General features: G+C 56.1%; 12 protein-coding genes and 1 tRNA gene. 6 read left to right on the forward strand and 7 right to left on the reverse strand.

What is annotated here, in order from left to right:
• Window positions 1–10 precede the first annotated feature (10 nt).
• From JRJ26_18760 to JRJ26_18780, 5 genes are all read left to right on the forward strand, one after another.
• Window positions 11–649: a metallophosphoesterase gene (locus JRJ26_18760; GenBank protein MBW2059536.1), complete on the forward strand. Its 639-nt coding sequence runs from the start codon at window positions 11–13 to the stop codon at window positions 647–649.
• A 41-nt stretch (window positions 650–690) separates the two neighbouring features.
• Window positions 691–2,022, forward strand: a complete 1,332-nt coding sequence (locus JRJ26_18765; GenBank protein MBW2059537.1) for a CCA tRNA nucleotidyltransferase — start codon at window positions 691–693, stop codon at window positions 2,020–2,022.
• A 214-nt stretch (window positions 2,023–2,236) separates the two neighbouring features.
• Window positions 2,237–2,587 (forward strand): PilZ domain-containing protein, encoded by a 351-nt coding sequence (locus JRJ26_18770; protein ID MBW2059538.1) that lies wholly within the window; start codon window positions 2,237–2,239, stop codon window positions 2,585–2,587.
• A 146-nt stretch (window positions 2,588–2,733) separates the two neighbouring features.
• Window positions 2,734–2,807, forward strand: a tRNA-Met gene (locus tag JRJ26_18775).
• 143 nt (window positions 2,808–2,950) lie between these two features.
• Complete coding sequence (locus JRJ26_18780) at window positions 2,951–4,105, forward strand: alanine racemase (protein ID MBW2059539.1); 1,155 nt, start codon at window positions 2,951–2,953, stop codon at window positions 4,103–4,105.
• Here JRJ26_18780 and JRJ26_18785 read toward each other — a convergent pair.
• Window positions 4,102–4,281, reverse strand: coding sequence for a hypothetical protein (locus JRJ26_18785; GenBank protein MBW2059540.1), 180 nt, complete (start codon window positions 4,279–4,281; stop codon window positions 4,102–4,104). The genes JRJ26_18780 and JRJ26_18785 overlap by 4 nt on opposite strands.
• Window positions 4,282–4,689: 408 nt before the next feature.
• Between JRJ26_18785 and JRJ26_18790 the strand changes: the two genes are divergently transcribed.
• Complete coding sequence (locus tag JRJ26_18790) at window positions 4,690–5,988, forward strand: DUF401 family protein (protein ID MBW2059541.1); 1,299 nt, start codon at window positions 4,690–4,692, stop codon at window positions 5,986–5,988.
• A 98-nt stretch (window positions 5,989–6,086) separates the two neighbouring features.
• Here JRJ26_18790 and JRJ26_18795 read toward each other — a convergent pair whose 3' ends face one another.
• From JRJ26_18795 to JRJ26_18820, 6 genes are all read right to left on the reverse strand, one after another.
• Window positions 6,087–7,358 (reverse strand): MFS transporter, encoded by a 1,272-nt coding sequence (locus tag JRJ26_18795; protein ID MBW2059542.1) that lies wholly within the window; start codon window positions 7,356–7,358, stop codon window positions 6,087–6,089.
• A gap of 186 nt (window positions 7,359–7,544) precedes the next feature.
• Window positions 7,545–8,522 (reverse strand): ABC transporter ATP-binding protein, encoded by a 978-nt coding sequence (locus JRJ26_18800; GenBank protein MBW2059543.1) that lies wholly within the window; start codon window positions 8,520–8,522, stop codon window positions 7,545–7,547.
• Window positions 8,523–8,530: 8 nt separating this feature from the next.
• Window positions 8,531–9,478, reverse strand: a complete 948-nt coding sequence (locus JRJ26_18805) for an ABC transporter ATP-binding protein (protein ID MBW2059544.1) — start codon at window positions 9,476–9,478, stop codon at window positions 8,531–8,533.
• A gap of 13 nt (window positions 9,479–9,491) precedes the next feature.
• Entirely contained in the window at window positions 9,492–10,352 is an 861-nt protein-coding gene (locus JRJ26_18810) for an ABC transporter permease (protein ID MBW2059545.1), read from the reverse strand.
• Window positions 10,353–10,384: 32 nt separating this feature from the next.
• The gene (locus JRJ26_18815) at window positions 10,385–11,401 is read right to left on the reverse strand and encodes an ABC transporter permease (protein MBW2059546.1); all 1,017 of its coding nucleotides are present in this window, start codon (window positions 11,399–11,401) and stop codon (window positions 10,385–10,387) included.
• 143 nt (window positions 11,402–11,544) lie between these two features.
• Window positions 11,545–13,134, reverse strand: coding sequence for a peptide ABC transporter substrate-binding protein (locus JRJ26_18820; protein MBW2059547.1), 1,590 nt, complete (start codon window positions 13,132–13,134; stop codon window positions 11,545–11,547).
• Window positions 13,135–13,727: the final 593 nt, after the last annotated feature.

A 13,727-nucleotide genomic window follows, 5' to 3' on the forward strand; every position in this document is an offset into this window, starting at 1 on the left:
GGGGAAAACAATGGACATCTTTGGCCCCCAGTGGAGGAACCACGAAGAAAGACTTTTTGAGAACTGGAGCAGGACTGTAAGGCCGGACGATACGGTTCTCGTCGCCGGCGACCTGTCCTGGGCCCTCAAGCTCGACCAAGCCATAGTCGACCTGGAGAGGCTCGGGAAGCTGCCTGGGACCAAGATCCTTGTCCGCGGCAATCACGACTACTGGTGGTCTTCCAGAGCCAAGGTGAACGCGGTGCTGCCGCAAGGCATGATCGCGATCAACGCCAGCGCCTGGACTCGAGACAGGCTTTCCGTTGTTGGAACCCGGGGATGGAACATCCCTGGGGCAGCCAGATTCGACGATAGAGACGAGAGAATCTATCTCAGGGAGGTGAACCGTCTGAGAATCGCCCTTGAACAAGTTCCACAAAGGGAGGATAGAAAGCTGGTGGCGGTACTCCACTATCCGCCTCTGACAAGAGCTGTCCTCTCTTCAGGATTCACCGAACTCCTTGAAACATTTCAGGTGGCCGCATGCGTGTACGCCCACCTCCACGGGGACGATCAGAAGATCGCCTTCCAGGGCACCCGCAACGGGGTGACTTACATTTTTGCGGCTTGCGACTATTTGGATTTTCAACCCGTCGAGCTTGAACTATGAAATCCTCTTCCCGGAGAAGCTTGCCAATACCAGAAGAGGTAATGGAAATCCTCCGGCTCCTGCGGCGGCACGGCCTTATCGGCTACGTCGTTGGAGGTGCCGTGAGGGATCTCCTTCTCGGCAACCCTGTTTCTGATTGGGATATAGCCACCAATGCCACTCCGGAGCGGCTTGTCCGGATCTTTCCCAAGGTGATACCCACGGGGATTCGCCACGGCACGGTCACGGTCCTCTACCGAGGCTGTCAATGCGAGGTGACAACCTTCCGGGGTGGCAGAGGCCATGATTTGCAAGATCCACCACGGGATCTCCCCTCGAGCCGGCACATAGAGGAGGACCTCAGGCACAGGGATTTCACTATCGATGCCATGGCCTATGATCCCCTCACAGGGACCATCGTTGATCCTTTTGGAGGAGAGGGGGATCTGAAAAGGGGGGTCATCCGCGGTGTCGACAACCCCCTCGACCGATTCATGGAGGACGGGGTACGGACTTACAGGGCAATACGGTTGGCCGCGACTCTCGGTTATCGGATAGAGGAGGCCACGCTCGAGGCCATTCCCATTGCCATCCAAAAGACGAACATTCCGTCGTGGGAACGAATCCGTGACGAGATCCTGAGAATCATGAAGGCAACGACCCCGTCTCATGCCTTTGAAATGATGAGGCATGTGGGGCTTCTGGCCATTGCCCTCCCCGAGCTTTTGGAGGGATACGGCAAAGAATACGGTTCAGGGGGAGAGCTTTACCATCACCTCCTGGCTACGGCCGACGCGGCCCCTCCCTTCCCTCTACTCCGCTTGGCCGGGCTCCTACACGATGTGGGGATGGCGAGGATACCGGAATCGCGGAGAACCGGGTCCGGTGCTGAAGGCCACGAGGAGATCGGCGCTGCCATGGCGGATGCCGTGGCCAGGCGTCTCAAACTCAGCAATCGCCAGAGGAGATACATCTGCCAGTTGATCAGAAGCCACGAGTTGCCTTTTCACCGGGTGTCGGGAGGGTCTGGGTTACGTCGTCTTCTTTCCCGGATAGACCGCTCCTTGGTGGACGATCTCTTCGCCCTTTCGATAGCCGACGCAAAGGCCTCGGGCCTGAGTCCATCGGGAATCCGAAGGCTGAGGTACATCAGGGAGAGGTCAAAGAAGATACTCGAGTCAAACACGCCGTTAACCCTCTCCCAACTGGCCGTCCGTGGCGACGGTGTAAAGGAGATTCTTGGAATAGAGGAGGGGGTCGAGGTCGGCCGGATCCTCCACCGGTTGCTCGATTTCGTCCTGGAAGACCCGGACAAGAACAATCCCGAGGACCTGTCAAGCCTGGTGAAACGAATCGCCAAGAACCGATCCCTTCTCCTTGACACGGAACCCTAATGTTTGGCATGTCGATTGCATGAGAGAAAATAGGCGTTTTGTGGCCTTATTTGTGAGATGCTGATCATACCGGCCTGGAAATCAATCTAGTCAAAATGGGTGGTCCATTCTTGCACAAAGATGTCCAAACCTGTACAGTCTCTGCGCACCAGGAGCATCGCTGACAGATTCTATGACAGAAAATACTGGAGATCGACGAAAAAGTCCTCGCTTTGTGGTGGCCCGGTCAGTCCTTTACAACCAGGCCAACCGCCTGGTGTCAGCCAAGACAGCCGAGATAGGGTCAGGAGGCATCAGGATCGTCTCCGACCTGCCCCTCCACAAGGGGCACGTATTCGATTTTCTCATCGTCCTCGAAGGGATGGGCCTTAAGTTCAAGGGAACGGTGGTCCACACCACCTCGACAGCCGACGGCCGGGTCGTAGCCGGTCTCTCCTTTGACAGAGGTTCCAGCCTCTCCATAAGAATCTTGGAGGACTACCTGAAAAGCCATGCTCCCAGCTTTCCCATGGTTGATGGTCCTCTCGATTTGGATTTGTCTCTCCCTCACTCCCAGGGTTCATAAAGAGAAGGAGCGTCCCAGGGCCGGGCACCAGCTCCCGTAGTCAAAATGACCTTCCTCTTCTTCGATCTTGCCGTACGACTGCCGAGACTCCGCTGCAACCACTGTTGACAAACCGTGCAAATATCGGTAAGAATAGTTCTGGTTCTGGCGGTGTAGCTCAGTTGGTTAGAGCATGCGGCTCATATCCGCAGTGTCCGGGGTTCAAATCCCTGCACCGCCACTTACGGCGAGGAGGCCTGCAGGGTTGCAGGCTTTTTCATTTTGGGATTGGTCTCACCTCGGGCATGAAGCCCGGAACTCAAGAGGAGACTCCATCTCCGCCCGGGAAAGGCGTTTTTGGATCGTTTGATGGAGGAAAGGACCATGATCAGGCCCACGAGGGCGATTGTTAATCTCGGTGCAGTGGCTCACAACACCAGGATCCTCAAGGAGCGTATCGGTTCCCGGGTCCGCCTCATGGCTGTGGTGAAGGCCGACGGTTACGGTCATGGCGCCGTCCCCGTGGCCAAGGCTGCTCTCACATCCGGGGCCGAATGGCTTGGGGTCGCTCTGGTTGAGGAGGGCATAAGGCTCAGACAAGCAGGGCTCACTGCTCCCATTCTGGTTCTCGGCGGTATAGTACCCGGGGCGGCAGAGCGGGTGCTCCGGCACGAGCTGACAGTCTCGGTCTTCACACCGGAGGTGGCCCTTGCCATCGACCACGCGGCCGCTGCATCCGGCCGGAAAGGGGTGATCCATGTCAAGGTCGACACGGGCATGGGCAGACTCGGCCTCAACCCCCGTGACGTCCCGGAGTTTGTACTGGAGATGAAGCGTCTGAAGCACATATTCATCGAAGGCGTATTCTCGCATTTCGCCTCGGCCGAGGAGGCAGACAAGTCTTTCAGTCGAAAGCAGCTTTTGCGGCTGATCAACCTCAGAAAGGATCTCGAGGGCCGAGGCATCAAGATCCCCCTCTACCACATGGCAAACAGCGCGGGGACGATCGAACTTCCCGAGAGTCACCTTGATATGGTACGTCCGGGAATTAGCCTTTACGGTCTCTATCCTTCCAGAGAAGTTGACCATTCCCTCAATTTGGTTCCTGCTATGGAGTTGACCACGCGGATTGTCTTCCTCCGGGAACTGGCGGAAGGGACGAGTGTCTCATACGGCCGAACCTTCGTGACTCGGCGCAAGAGCAGGATTGCGGTCCTTCCGGTGGGATACGGTGACGGATATCCACGGCTCCTTTCCAACAGGGCCGAGGTTTTGGTTTGCGGCAGGCGGGCACCCGTTGTGGGTCGTATCTGTATGGACATGACCATGGTTGACGTTACGGACGTTCCCGAAGCCGCTGCCGGCCGAGAGGTTGTCCTTTTCGGCAGGCAACGGACAGAGCGCATCTCAGTGGAGGAGATAGCAGAAAAGGCTGGAACCATCAACTACGAGATCACCTGCGGGATCACAAAAAGAGTCCCCAGACATTACCGCAGAGCCCGAAAGCCCCTGCCTGAGCTCTTCCCTAGGACCGGCTAGCAGGATGCCACTCCTGTCATGGAGACTGTGAAACCTCTGCCGAACAGCGAATCCACATAATCGATGACAACCGTTCCGTAGGACCGTGCCAGTTGGACAGTGGAAGGATCGAGGATGAATGACATGGATCCTGCCTGATAATGCGTGTCCTCCTCTCTTGACTCATCCAGAGCCAACCCTAGCCTGGGACCGCCTCAACCGAAACCCTCGACAAAAATCCTCAGGAACTTCCCTCCTGCATTGGTCTGTTCAAGAGCCTCTCTCAGTTTTTCTGCCGCACCTTCCGTCAATCTGACCATGGCTGGTTGTCTCCAAGTTCAACAAGATGGTCCATACCCTCCAGGGATATAGCTAGAATATAGGGGAGTCATCCTCATCTTTGTCAAGAGCCCACGGTCTGGAGCTTCCTCGCTTGTGGAACACGGCGCTCGCCCCAAGCGAGATTGGGGAAGGGGCGGACCAGGGCGCTTTTCGGGGGGTAAGGCCGGTCGGGTTTGTAGAAGGACCTTGATTTTGGAAGCTCTTCTGTGTGAAAAATACCGGACAGTAAGGAAATCCTGGATCGCAAGTCGTAGGAGAACAAGATGGATCTCGTCGCTCTGCTTCCACTTCTCAAGATCACCTGCGTGCTCGGGCTGGTTATCTTGCTGATCCGCCTCTCGTCCCGTATCGGTCTCGCCCTCGGCATCGGGGCCGGGATCCTGGGCCTCGCCTTCTCCATGAGTCCCTCCGAGATGCTCGCGGTCTCTCTCGGGACCCTGCTTAGCAGCCAGTCTCTGCTCCTGACTCTCGTCGTCACCTTGATCGTCATATTGAGTGCGTCCCTGGAACACCTCGGCCATCTGCGCGAACTGCTCGTGAGATTCAAGAACCGCCTGGGAGAAAGGCGCTGGGGGCTGGTGGCTTTCCCGGCTCTTATCGGACTGCTTCCCATGCCTGGAGGGGCGGTCTTCTCCGCCCCCATGCTTGATTCGTTTGACACGGGGAAAAAGCTGATCCCCTCATTGAAGAGTTTTCTCAACTATTGGTACCGTCATATCTGGGAATACTGGTGGCCCCTGTATCCCGCCTTGCTCCTCATGTGTGCGATCGTGCAGGTCAACCTCTGGCATTACATTCTCTTGGCTCTGCCCATGACAGCCATCGCAATGTTGGCCGGACTTCCCCAGCTGATGCAGATCTCCGAACCTCTGGGAGAAGACCCCTCCCGGGTCGAGCCTAAAGATGGTTCAACTGTGTGGAGCGCGCTCTCCCCTCTCTTGCTTGCCATCGTGCCCGGTGTGGGCTTTGCCCTTTTCCTGCAGTTTGGCGGTGCAAGTCGCCGGTGGCTCGCCCTGCCCAAGGAGACGGGCCTTGTGATCGGGCTCCTCGCCGCCATTGGGTGGGCCTGGTGGGACCGGGGCATCAGGATTCACCAGGCAAGGCAGATTCTGCTGGACTCAAAACTGCCGAGAATGTGGTTCGCCGTGGCTGGAGTCTTTCTCTTCAAGGGGATCATGGAGGGAAGTGGTGCTGCTCATGAGGTGGGGGTGATACTGTTCAATCTCAAGGTCCCCTTGGTGTTGGTAATAGTATTTCTCCCTATGGTTCTCGGTATAATCTCGGGCTGGACCATAGCTTTCGTTGGCACGGCCTTTCCAATACTGGCTCCCCTCATCCAAGGAGCAGGAGCCGCGGACATCAAGCTTCCACTGACCCTCCTGGCATTCGTCTCTGGATTCACCGGGGTTATCCTCTCACCGGTCCATCTCTGCCTGATCCTGAGCAACGAGTATTTCCAGGCCCCGTGGTCAAAGGTGTACGGCCGCCTCTGGCTTCCGGCACTGATGGTTCTGGGAGGTGGAATCATCTACTTTGCGGTCTTGAGAATGCTTATCGGTTGAAACTCCCTGCCTTGCCCGGGCGACATGGTGATTCTGGCCTTGCATTGTTTCTCTCGTTGACACGAGCACGTCCTTACGCCCCGCACGAGAGGGGTTGCCTATCGGAGAGGTCGGTGTCTCTTCTCGGTTATGAGTAAAGCGGCCAGCATGGCGACAAGAGCCATCACCGCGGAGAGGAAGAAGGCCAATCCGTAACCCCCGGTTCGATCAAAGATCCGCCCTCCCATATAGGCCCAAAACCCCCCTCCCAGATGATGGATGGTGGTTATGAAACCGGTAATCAGCCCGACGTGAGAAAATCCATAGAGTTTCCCCATGAGCGTGGCATTGAGTGGGGCGGTGATCAGCAGGGTGAACCCAAAGGCAAGGGCAAAGACATAGAAGGAGAAAAGGTTCTGATATTTCAAGATCAGGAGGAAGAGAAACGAGCGGAGCAGAAAGGTTAGGGCTATGGGGATCTTGTTTCCGAAAAGATCCGAGACGGGCCCGGCCACCAGCATCCCGGCCAGGCTCATCAGGCCGAGCCAGGCCAACATATGACCCGCTGTGAAAGGAGAGATACCATAATCTGTGACCCATGGGATCAGGTGGGTGGTAACCAGGAAATCTCCGCTCCCGCAGATGAACATCACCACCAGGAAGAACCAGAAAGAAGGCGTCCCCATGGCCTCACGGAGGCTCATGTCGTGAGGCGGCCCGTTGGACGGAGGCCCCTCTTCCGGGTTGGCGACCTCGCCCATATGTTGAGAGCCGAAGGGCCTGTAGCCGAGATCCTCAGGGTCACCCCTGATGACCGAGAAGGCGAGAACCGTGTTCACCCCGAACATGATCAGGCTGATCAGAAGGTAGGAGGTTCTCCATCCATAACGCGAGACGACCAGGGTGATGATGGGAACCAGGACGAACTGCCCGATGGAATTCCCGGAGAGGGCCAGACTGATGGCGGCGCCTCTCCATTTTTCGAACCACTTGCTCGTGATCGCCGCCATAAGGGTCACAGATGGTCCCCCCAAGCCGATGGCTGCTATCACTCCGTAAGAGATACAGAACTGCCAAATGGTTCCGATACGAGAGATAAGCCCGTATCCCGAAGAAACAAAGACCGTGGAAACGAGGATGACCCACTTCGGGCCATACCGGTCGTAAGCCTTACCGACGAGGGTGAGAGAGAGAGCGTAGAGGGTCATATTGAGGAAGAAGACAAGGGAGATCGAACCTCGATCCCATCCGAATTCCGTGATCATAGGCTTGAATGTAACTCCGAAGGAGTAACGGGCTCCCGAGTTGAAAAAGAGGATTACAAAGGAAGAAGCCAGTACGTACCATCCGTAAAGGGGAGTAGACCTTTGGGTTTCTCGTTCTCGGGGCATGTTCCTCTCCCTGCCGTTCTCACCGGCATCTGGCGGATCGACCGTGTAATGCCGCTCATACGGTATCTATCTTCACCTTACGGCTAGAAAACCCACGCGCAAAATCACGGGGCATTGTTCGGGGCCGTGCCGTATACCCCGGCCCAAAAGGCCGGTGGATGAGGAAGGGAAAAGAGAGGTCCCCCACTACACGTGGCAGGCTACCCAGTGATCCTGCTCCACCTCCACCAGTTCGGGTTCGTGAACGCTGCACATCGATCTCGCAGAGGGGCATCGAGGATGGAAGCGGCACCCCGGGGGAGGATCGATCGGACTCGGAATCTCTCCTTTGGGAATGGGACGGGTCCTCCGAAACTTGGGATCAGGGACTGGTACAGCAGCCAGAAGCATGTCGGTGTAAGGGTGAAGGGGCTTTCTGAAGACCTCTTCCAGGGGGCCGATCTCGACTATCTTTCCCAAATACATGATGGCAATGCGATCGCAGATGTACTTGCATGTGGCCAGATCATGGGTGATGAAAAGATAGGTCAGATCGAACTCCTCTTTCAATTTCACCATCAGCTCGAGTATCAGCGCCCTCACGGAGACGTCGGCCATGGCAATAGGTTCATCGGCCACTATGAACTCCGGACCGGTGACCAGAGCCCTGGCGATCACGACCCGCTGGCGCTGCCCCCCGGAGAGCTGATGGGGGTACTTCTTGTAAAGGAACAGGGCAGGTGTGAGGCCGACCTTTTCCATCATGGTGAGGGTGGCCTGCACCGGATCAGCCCCACGGCGATGGTTGTGAATGAGAAGGGGATGCTCAATGGCCCTGCCGATGGCCATCCTAGGACTTAGCGATGCATAGGGATCCTGGAAGATGATCTGCAGCTTCTCCCTCATGTCTTGCATCTCTTTCTTCGAATAGGAGAATATCGACCTCCCCTTGTAGAGCACCTCTCCCGAGGTGGGTTCCAGAAGTCGCAGTACAAGCCTTCCCGTGGTTGTCTTGCCACACCCGCTTTCACCTACCAGGCCGAGGACCTCTCCCTTTCTGATAGAGAAAGAGACGCCGTCCACAGCCCTCACAAACCTCTGCTCCCTTGCTAGGAGTTTGTCCACAAACCCCTTCCGAACAGGAAAGTGTTTCTTGATGTTCCTGACTTCCAGGAGCTCTTCCATGACCTCTTTCACCCGTAAAGCCAACACCGGACAAGGTGCCCGTCTTTTCTTGAAACGCCGGGTTTCTCGCGGCGACAGATATCCATGGCACTGGGACACCTGGGATGGAAGACACAACCGGGGGGTGGATTTACCAAATCAGGGGGGCTCCCCGGCATGGTAGTGAGCTTTCGTTCCTCGAGCTTGATATTGGGGATGGAAGAGAGGAGGCCCCGTGTATAGGGATGGAGGGGCCTCTCGAAGATACTCTCTGCCGGCCCCACCTCGGCGATGCTGCCTCCATACATCACGGTAATTCGATCAGCCAGTTGGGCAACATTGCCGAGGTTGTGGGTAATCAGCAGGATCGTCAAATCGTACCTTCTCCGCAGATCGTTCAGGAGGTCGAGAAACTGGGCCTCTACGATCACGTCAAGGGACGTTGTGGGTTCATCGGCGATCAACAGGTCCGGGTTCAGGATGAGTCCCATTCCGATCATGATACGTTGGCGCATCCCTCCTGACATCTGGTGGGGATATTCGAGAAGCCTGTCAGGTGAAATACCGAGGCTTTCCAAAACCCTCTCGGCCCTGTTGAACGCCGCCTGCCTGTCCAGCCCGGGCTCATGGGTCAAGACCGTTTCGATGAACTGCCGATCGATGCGGAAAAGAGGATTGAGAGATGTGAGGGGATCCTGGAAGATCATGGCAATCCTTCTCCCCCTGAGGGATAGAAGCTCTTTCTCATCCATCTTGACAATGTCACGGCCGTGATACAGGATCTTCCCTTTCACGATTCTTCCAGGCGGCCTGAGGAGTCTCACAATCGAGAACCCCAGAGTCGACTTGCCGCAGCCTGTCTCTCCCACCAGTCCCATGACCTCACCCTGCTCCAGCCGCAGGTCCACGCTGTCCACCGCACAAACCGTCCCGATATGGATGGGAAAGTGGACCGTGAGGTCTTCTATCTCCAGAATCGCACCCACTCTCCTACCGCTCCAAAAGCCTTGGGTTGAGGATTTCGGCAAGGCCCTCGCCAAGCATGGTAAAGCCGAGAGCGAGAAGTGAAATCATCGCCCCGGGAAAGGTGATCAGCCACCAGAGCCCGGAAGGGAGAAACCGCTTTCCCATGGCAAGGTCCATGCCCCAGTCGACGATGGAAGGGGGGAGCCCGAGGCCGAGATATGTGAGAGCCGCCTCGATCATGATGGCATCGGCCACGTTTAGGGTAAATACCACTGCCGTAGTGGCGATCACGTTGGGGAAGATGTACTTGGCCAAAATTGTGGAACCCGGAGCGCCGATCGCCCTGGCCGCCTCGACGTAGAGTTCCTCCTTCACCGCCAGGGTCTGACCCCGGACAAGACGAAAGTAGGTGGGTATATAGATCACAGCCACGGCCAGTGTGATGTTGATCACCCCCGGCCCGAGCATGGCGGCAAAGGCGATGGCCAGTATCAACCCTGGAAATACATAGAGAGAGTCCATGACCAGGGAAAGAACTCTGTCAAGAATTCCTCCCGAAAAACCGGAGATCAGGCCCAGAGGAATACCCACGGCCGAAGAGACCACCGCAGCCAGAACCGCCACACGGAGAATCGTCTGGGATCCATATACGATTCTCGACCAGACGTCCCGCTGGAGGTTGTCCGTGCCCATGAGGTGCCTGCCTCCGGGAGGTGCCAACTGGGGCCCCGTGTTCTGGTCGTAAGGGTTGAAAGGGGCGATGGTCTTCGGAAAAACGGCCATGAAGACGATGGAGAGAATAATCAAGGCTCCTACAACCAGGATCCACCATTCGATCCCGTATTTCCTCCCCATTCCGGTGAAATGGTGTATCCCCCGAGCCATAGCCGCTGCTGGTGAAAACCGCATATCCTCTCCTAGTACCTGATTCTTGGATCCACGATGGCGTAGATGATGTCAACAACAAGGGAGACGGTAGCCACAATCAGGGCGAAGACGATGATCACCCCCTGGAGGGTCGGGTAGTCTCTCAGGTAGATCCTTTCCAAAAGGAGCCGCCCCATGCCTGGCCAGGAAAAAGTCGTTTCCGTGAGGATGGCCCCGGCCATTAGGAGGGCAACCTGTAGACCGATCATCGTGAGGATGGGTATGAAGGCGTTCTTCAGAGCGTGCCTGTATATGATTGTTCGATGGCGGATTCCTCTCGCCTCGGCCGCGAGAATATAGTCGGCCTTGAGCACATCCAGCATGTTGGCCCGCGTGAGGCGAACAAAGATCCCGGAAAGAACGATTCCCAGGGTGAAGGCCGGGAGAATGAGGTGGAGCAGGACATCCCCCAGAGCGGAAAAATCCTTAACCAGGATGGTGTCGAGTATGTAAAAGCCGGTCTTTTCGAAGGTCGAGGCAAAGACCCTCGGACCGGTTCTCCCGGCAATGGGAAGCACGTCGAGCCAGATGCCGAAAATCAGCTGCAACATCAAGCCCATCCAGTATACGGGGATACAGAAGACCACAATACCGTACAGCCGGATCAGGTTGTCCTGGGGTGTCCGTCTCTTGTCCGCAGCATAGGCCCCCATGAATATGCCGAGAAACAGGGTGATGGCCATACCCGCCAGTGTCAGCTCGATGGTGGCCGGCAGCTTCTCGGCTATTGCCTTGGTCACCCGTTGTTTGAAGACCATTGATTCGCCGAGATCGAGGCGGCAGATCTGCCATAGATAGTCCAGGTACTGGACAGCCAGGGGGCGGTTGAGACCGAGTTCCTCCCTCTTCTTCTCAATGACCTTTTCCGGGGCATGACCGCCCAGCATGGAAGAGACCGGATCGCCCGGCATGACTCGGAGCACGACAAAGACGATGCTCAATAGGATAAAGACCATGGGGATCGTGAGGATTATCCTGGTCACCACGTATCTTGTGAGGCTTCCCATAGGTCTCCGGCTGAAGGGTCGGTCCTGGCATTTGAACCGATCTGTCTTCCAACCTCAGGCTTTGTCATGCCGCCGCAAGGGACAAGGACGGATTGCCCCTCGAAACTCTATCAGATGCCAGGACCTGCCCCTTGTAATGCAGGCTATTTCACCCGGTGGATCGGGCCGTAGTTGAACTGCAACGTCGGCGAAAGGAGAAGACCTTCGATGTTCTTCTGCGCAAAGAGATAGAGGGTTCCCTGAAATATGGGGGCCGTCGGCACCTCGTCGGTCCACATTCTCTGGATCTCTTGATAGATCGCGGTTCTCTTCGCCATGTCCGTCACGGTTTGGCCCTCGACGAACTTCTTATCCCACTCGGGATTGGAGAAGTGGATTCCCAGCCCCTTTGAACCGGCTGTTCCGGCAAAAGCACTGGTATAGTTGTCCGGATCGATATAATCCGGATACCAGCCCAGCAGCCAGGCAGGCATCACCTTGTTTGCCCAGTTGTCTCTATAAGTGGCCCATTCGGCCGATTTGACATTGACTTTCATCATCCCAGTCGCCTCGAACTGGGCCTTGAGAACCGCTGCCAGATCCACCTCTGTGTCGCCGTAGTGACTGGGAGTATACCAGAAATCAAAAGTGAGAGGGTTACTCTCGCTGTAACCTCTGGAGGCCAGCAGCTCTCGGGCCTTGGCAATGTTCCCGTCCCCGAAGGCTGTTTTGAAGGCATCGATGTGAGACCACATGCCCATGGGCACCATCGAATACAGGGGCGCATTCTGGCCTAGAAAGACCTTCTCCAACAGGGGAGGCCTGTTGATGGCGGCCGCTACTGCCTGGCGGAGAATCTTGTCATTGAATGGAGGTGTATCCGTGAGAAAACATATGTACCGGATATAGGGCCCCTGGGCCTTTACGGTCTGGATCTTGTCTGATTTTTCGAGATCCGTGATGTCCGAGGGGTTGAAGGATTTGAAGGCAAAATCTATCTCCCCCTTTTCCAGGGCGAGCCGCATGGTAGTGGCATCCGCAAAATACCGGATCACGATCCGATCGTTTCTCGGCCTCTCACCGTAGAATTTCGGGTTTCTATCAAGAACGATCTCTTCGTCCCTCTTGAAGGAAACCACCTTGTACGGCCCGAGACCGACAAGTTGCCCCCCCTCCAATTCTGATGGATCCCGAATGATCCTATCTTTCGGATAGACATTGGGGTTGACCGGATAGTACGGTACAGAGGCAACCAAGGAGGGGAAGTAGGCCACAGGATTCTTGAGAATGAACCTCACCGCGTATTTGTCCACTACCATTCCCTTCTTCGGATCGAGCCTCGCCACCAACTCCACTCTGTCCACGAAGTCCGTAACCAGCCAGGAAGGATCCCCTTTGAGAGCCATGACTCGGTCGATCGACCATTTCACCGAATATGCGTCAAAGGGGGTACCGTCGGTGAATTTCAGTCCCTTTCTGAGATGGAAGGTGTACTCTTTGCCGTCGGCACTGATGTCGTAAGATTCGGCAAGCCCCGGGACGAGGTTCGTCTCGCCCGGAGGATACTTCAGAAGGCCTTGATATATATTGTAAAATATCTCCCACGTGTGAAAATCGTAGGCATTTGCTGGATCCATATCAATGACCTTCTCCGTGGTGCCGTAGACCAGGGTCTCTCTGGCAAAGCCCTTTGCCGGGACAAAAGCCAGGCCCACGATGACAGCACATAAAAGGATCATTCTGCCCGTTCTCATGTCTAGCCCTCCTGTCCGTTCCAAATGGTTCCGTAAATGCGGTTGCTGAGACCGACAAACGTCTCAAGACCTGTCACAAGGTTCCTCTGGAAGGTCCCCCCTCACCTCCTTTCAGAAACAATCCTCGATTGTGTGACCGCCCCTTTCCCGTCCAGGGGTGCCACCCCTCCCTGCCGGGATTTGCCAAGGCAGCCTGAATCCATGCTATTTTGGCTCAAAAAGACACGACATGTCAACCAAAATCTTAGTGGAGTTTCCTGACTTTTGGAAAACACCCTTGCCTCCGAGCGACATTGCGGAAGCGGTGGGGTACCCATCAAGGGTGAGCGGGGAGGGGAAAGGTCGTGTTCGTCAGTCGTGATTCGTGTTCGTGATTCGTGTTCGTGAGTCGTGTTCGTCAGTCGTGTTCGTGGGGACGGGGCAGGAACTGCCCACCCGCCAACCTTGACAGGGTCACCGCGTGAGCTCAGAAGCGAGGTGACAAGGGTGTTCTCCTGCCAAAACAGGAAAAAATCGTGAAGTCATATACTTGCAAGAATCCCCGGCCGAAAACTCGGAAGACTCCACAAATCTTAGATGGGGTTCCTGAAAGT

It is taken from the genome of Deltaproteobacteria bacterium, assembly GCA_019308905.1.
In the GTDB taxonomy this organism is placed as follows: domain Bacteria; phylum Desulfobacterota; class BSN033; order WVXP01; family WVXP01; genus JAFDHF01.

What these genes read in the sequence shown, in the direction of transcription:
- JRJ26_18760 (MBW2059536.1), top strand. Translation starts at nt 11, where the DNA reads ATGGACATCTTTGGCCCCCAGTGGAGGAACCACGAAGAAAGACTTTTT.
- JRJ26_18765 (MBW2059537.1), top strand. Translation starts at nt 691, where the DNA reads ATGGAAATCCTCCGGCTCCTGCGGCGGCACGGCCTTATCGGCTACGTC.
- JRJ26_18780 (MBW2059539.1), top strand. Translation starts at nt 2,951, where the DNA reads ATGATCAGGCCCACGAGGGCGATTGTTAATCTCGGTGCAGTGGCTCAC.
- JRJ26_18790 (MBW2059541.1), top strand. Translation starts at nt 4,690, where the DNA reads ATGGATCTCGTCGCTCTGCTTCCACTTCTCAAGATCACCTGCGTGCTC.
- JRJ26_18795 (MBW2059542.1), bottom strand. Translation starts at nt 7,358, where the DNA reads ATGCCCCGAGAACGAGAAACCCAAAGGTCTACTCCCCTTTACGGATGG.
- JRJ26_18800 (MBW2059543.1), bottom strand. Translation starts at nt 8,522, where the DNA reads ATGGAAGAGCTCCTGGAAGTCAGGAACATCAAGAAACACTTTCCTGTT.
- JRJ26_18810 (MBW2059545.1), bottom strand. Translation starts at nt 10,352, where the DNA reads ATGGCTCGGGGGATACACCATTTCACCGGAATGGGGAGGAAATACGGG.
- JRJ26_18815 (MBW2059546.1), bottom strand. Translation starts at nt 11,401, where the DNA reads ATGGGAAGCCTCACAAGATACGTGGTGACCAGGATAATCCTCACGATC.
- JRJ26_18820 (MBW2059547.1), bottom strand. Translation starts at nt 13,134, where the DNA reads ATGAGAACGGGCAGAATGATCCTTTTATGTGCTGTCATCGTGGGCCTG.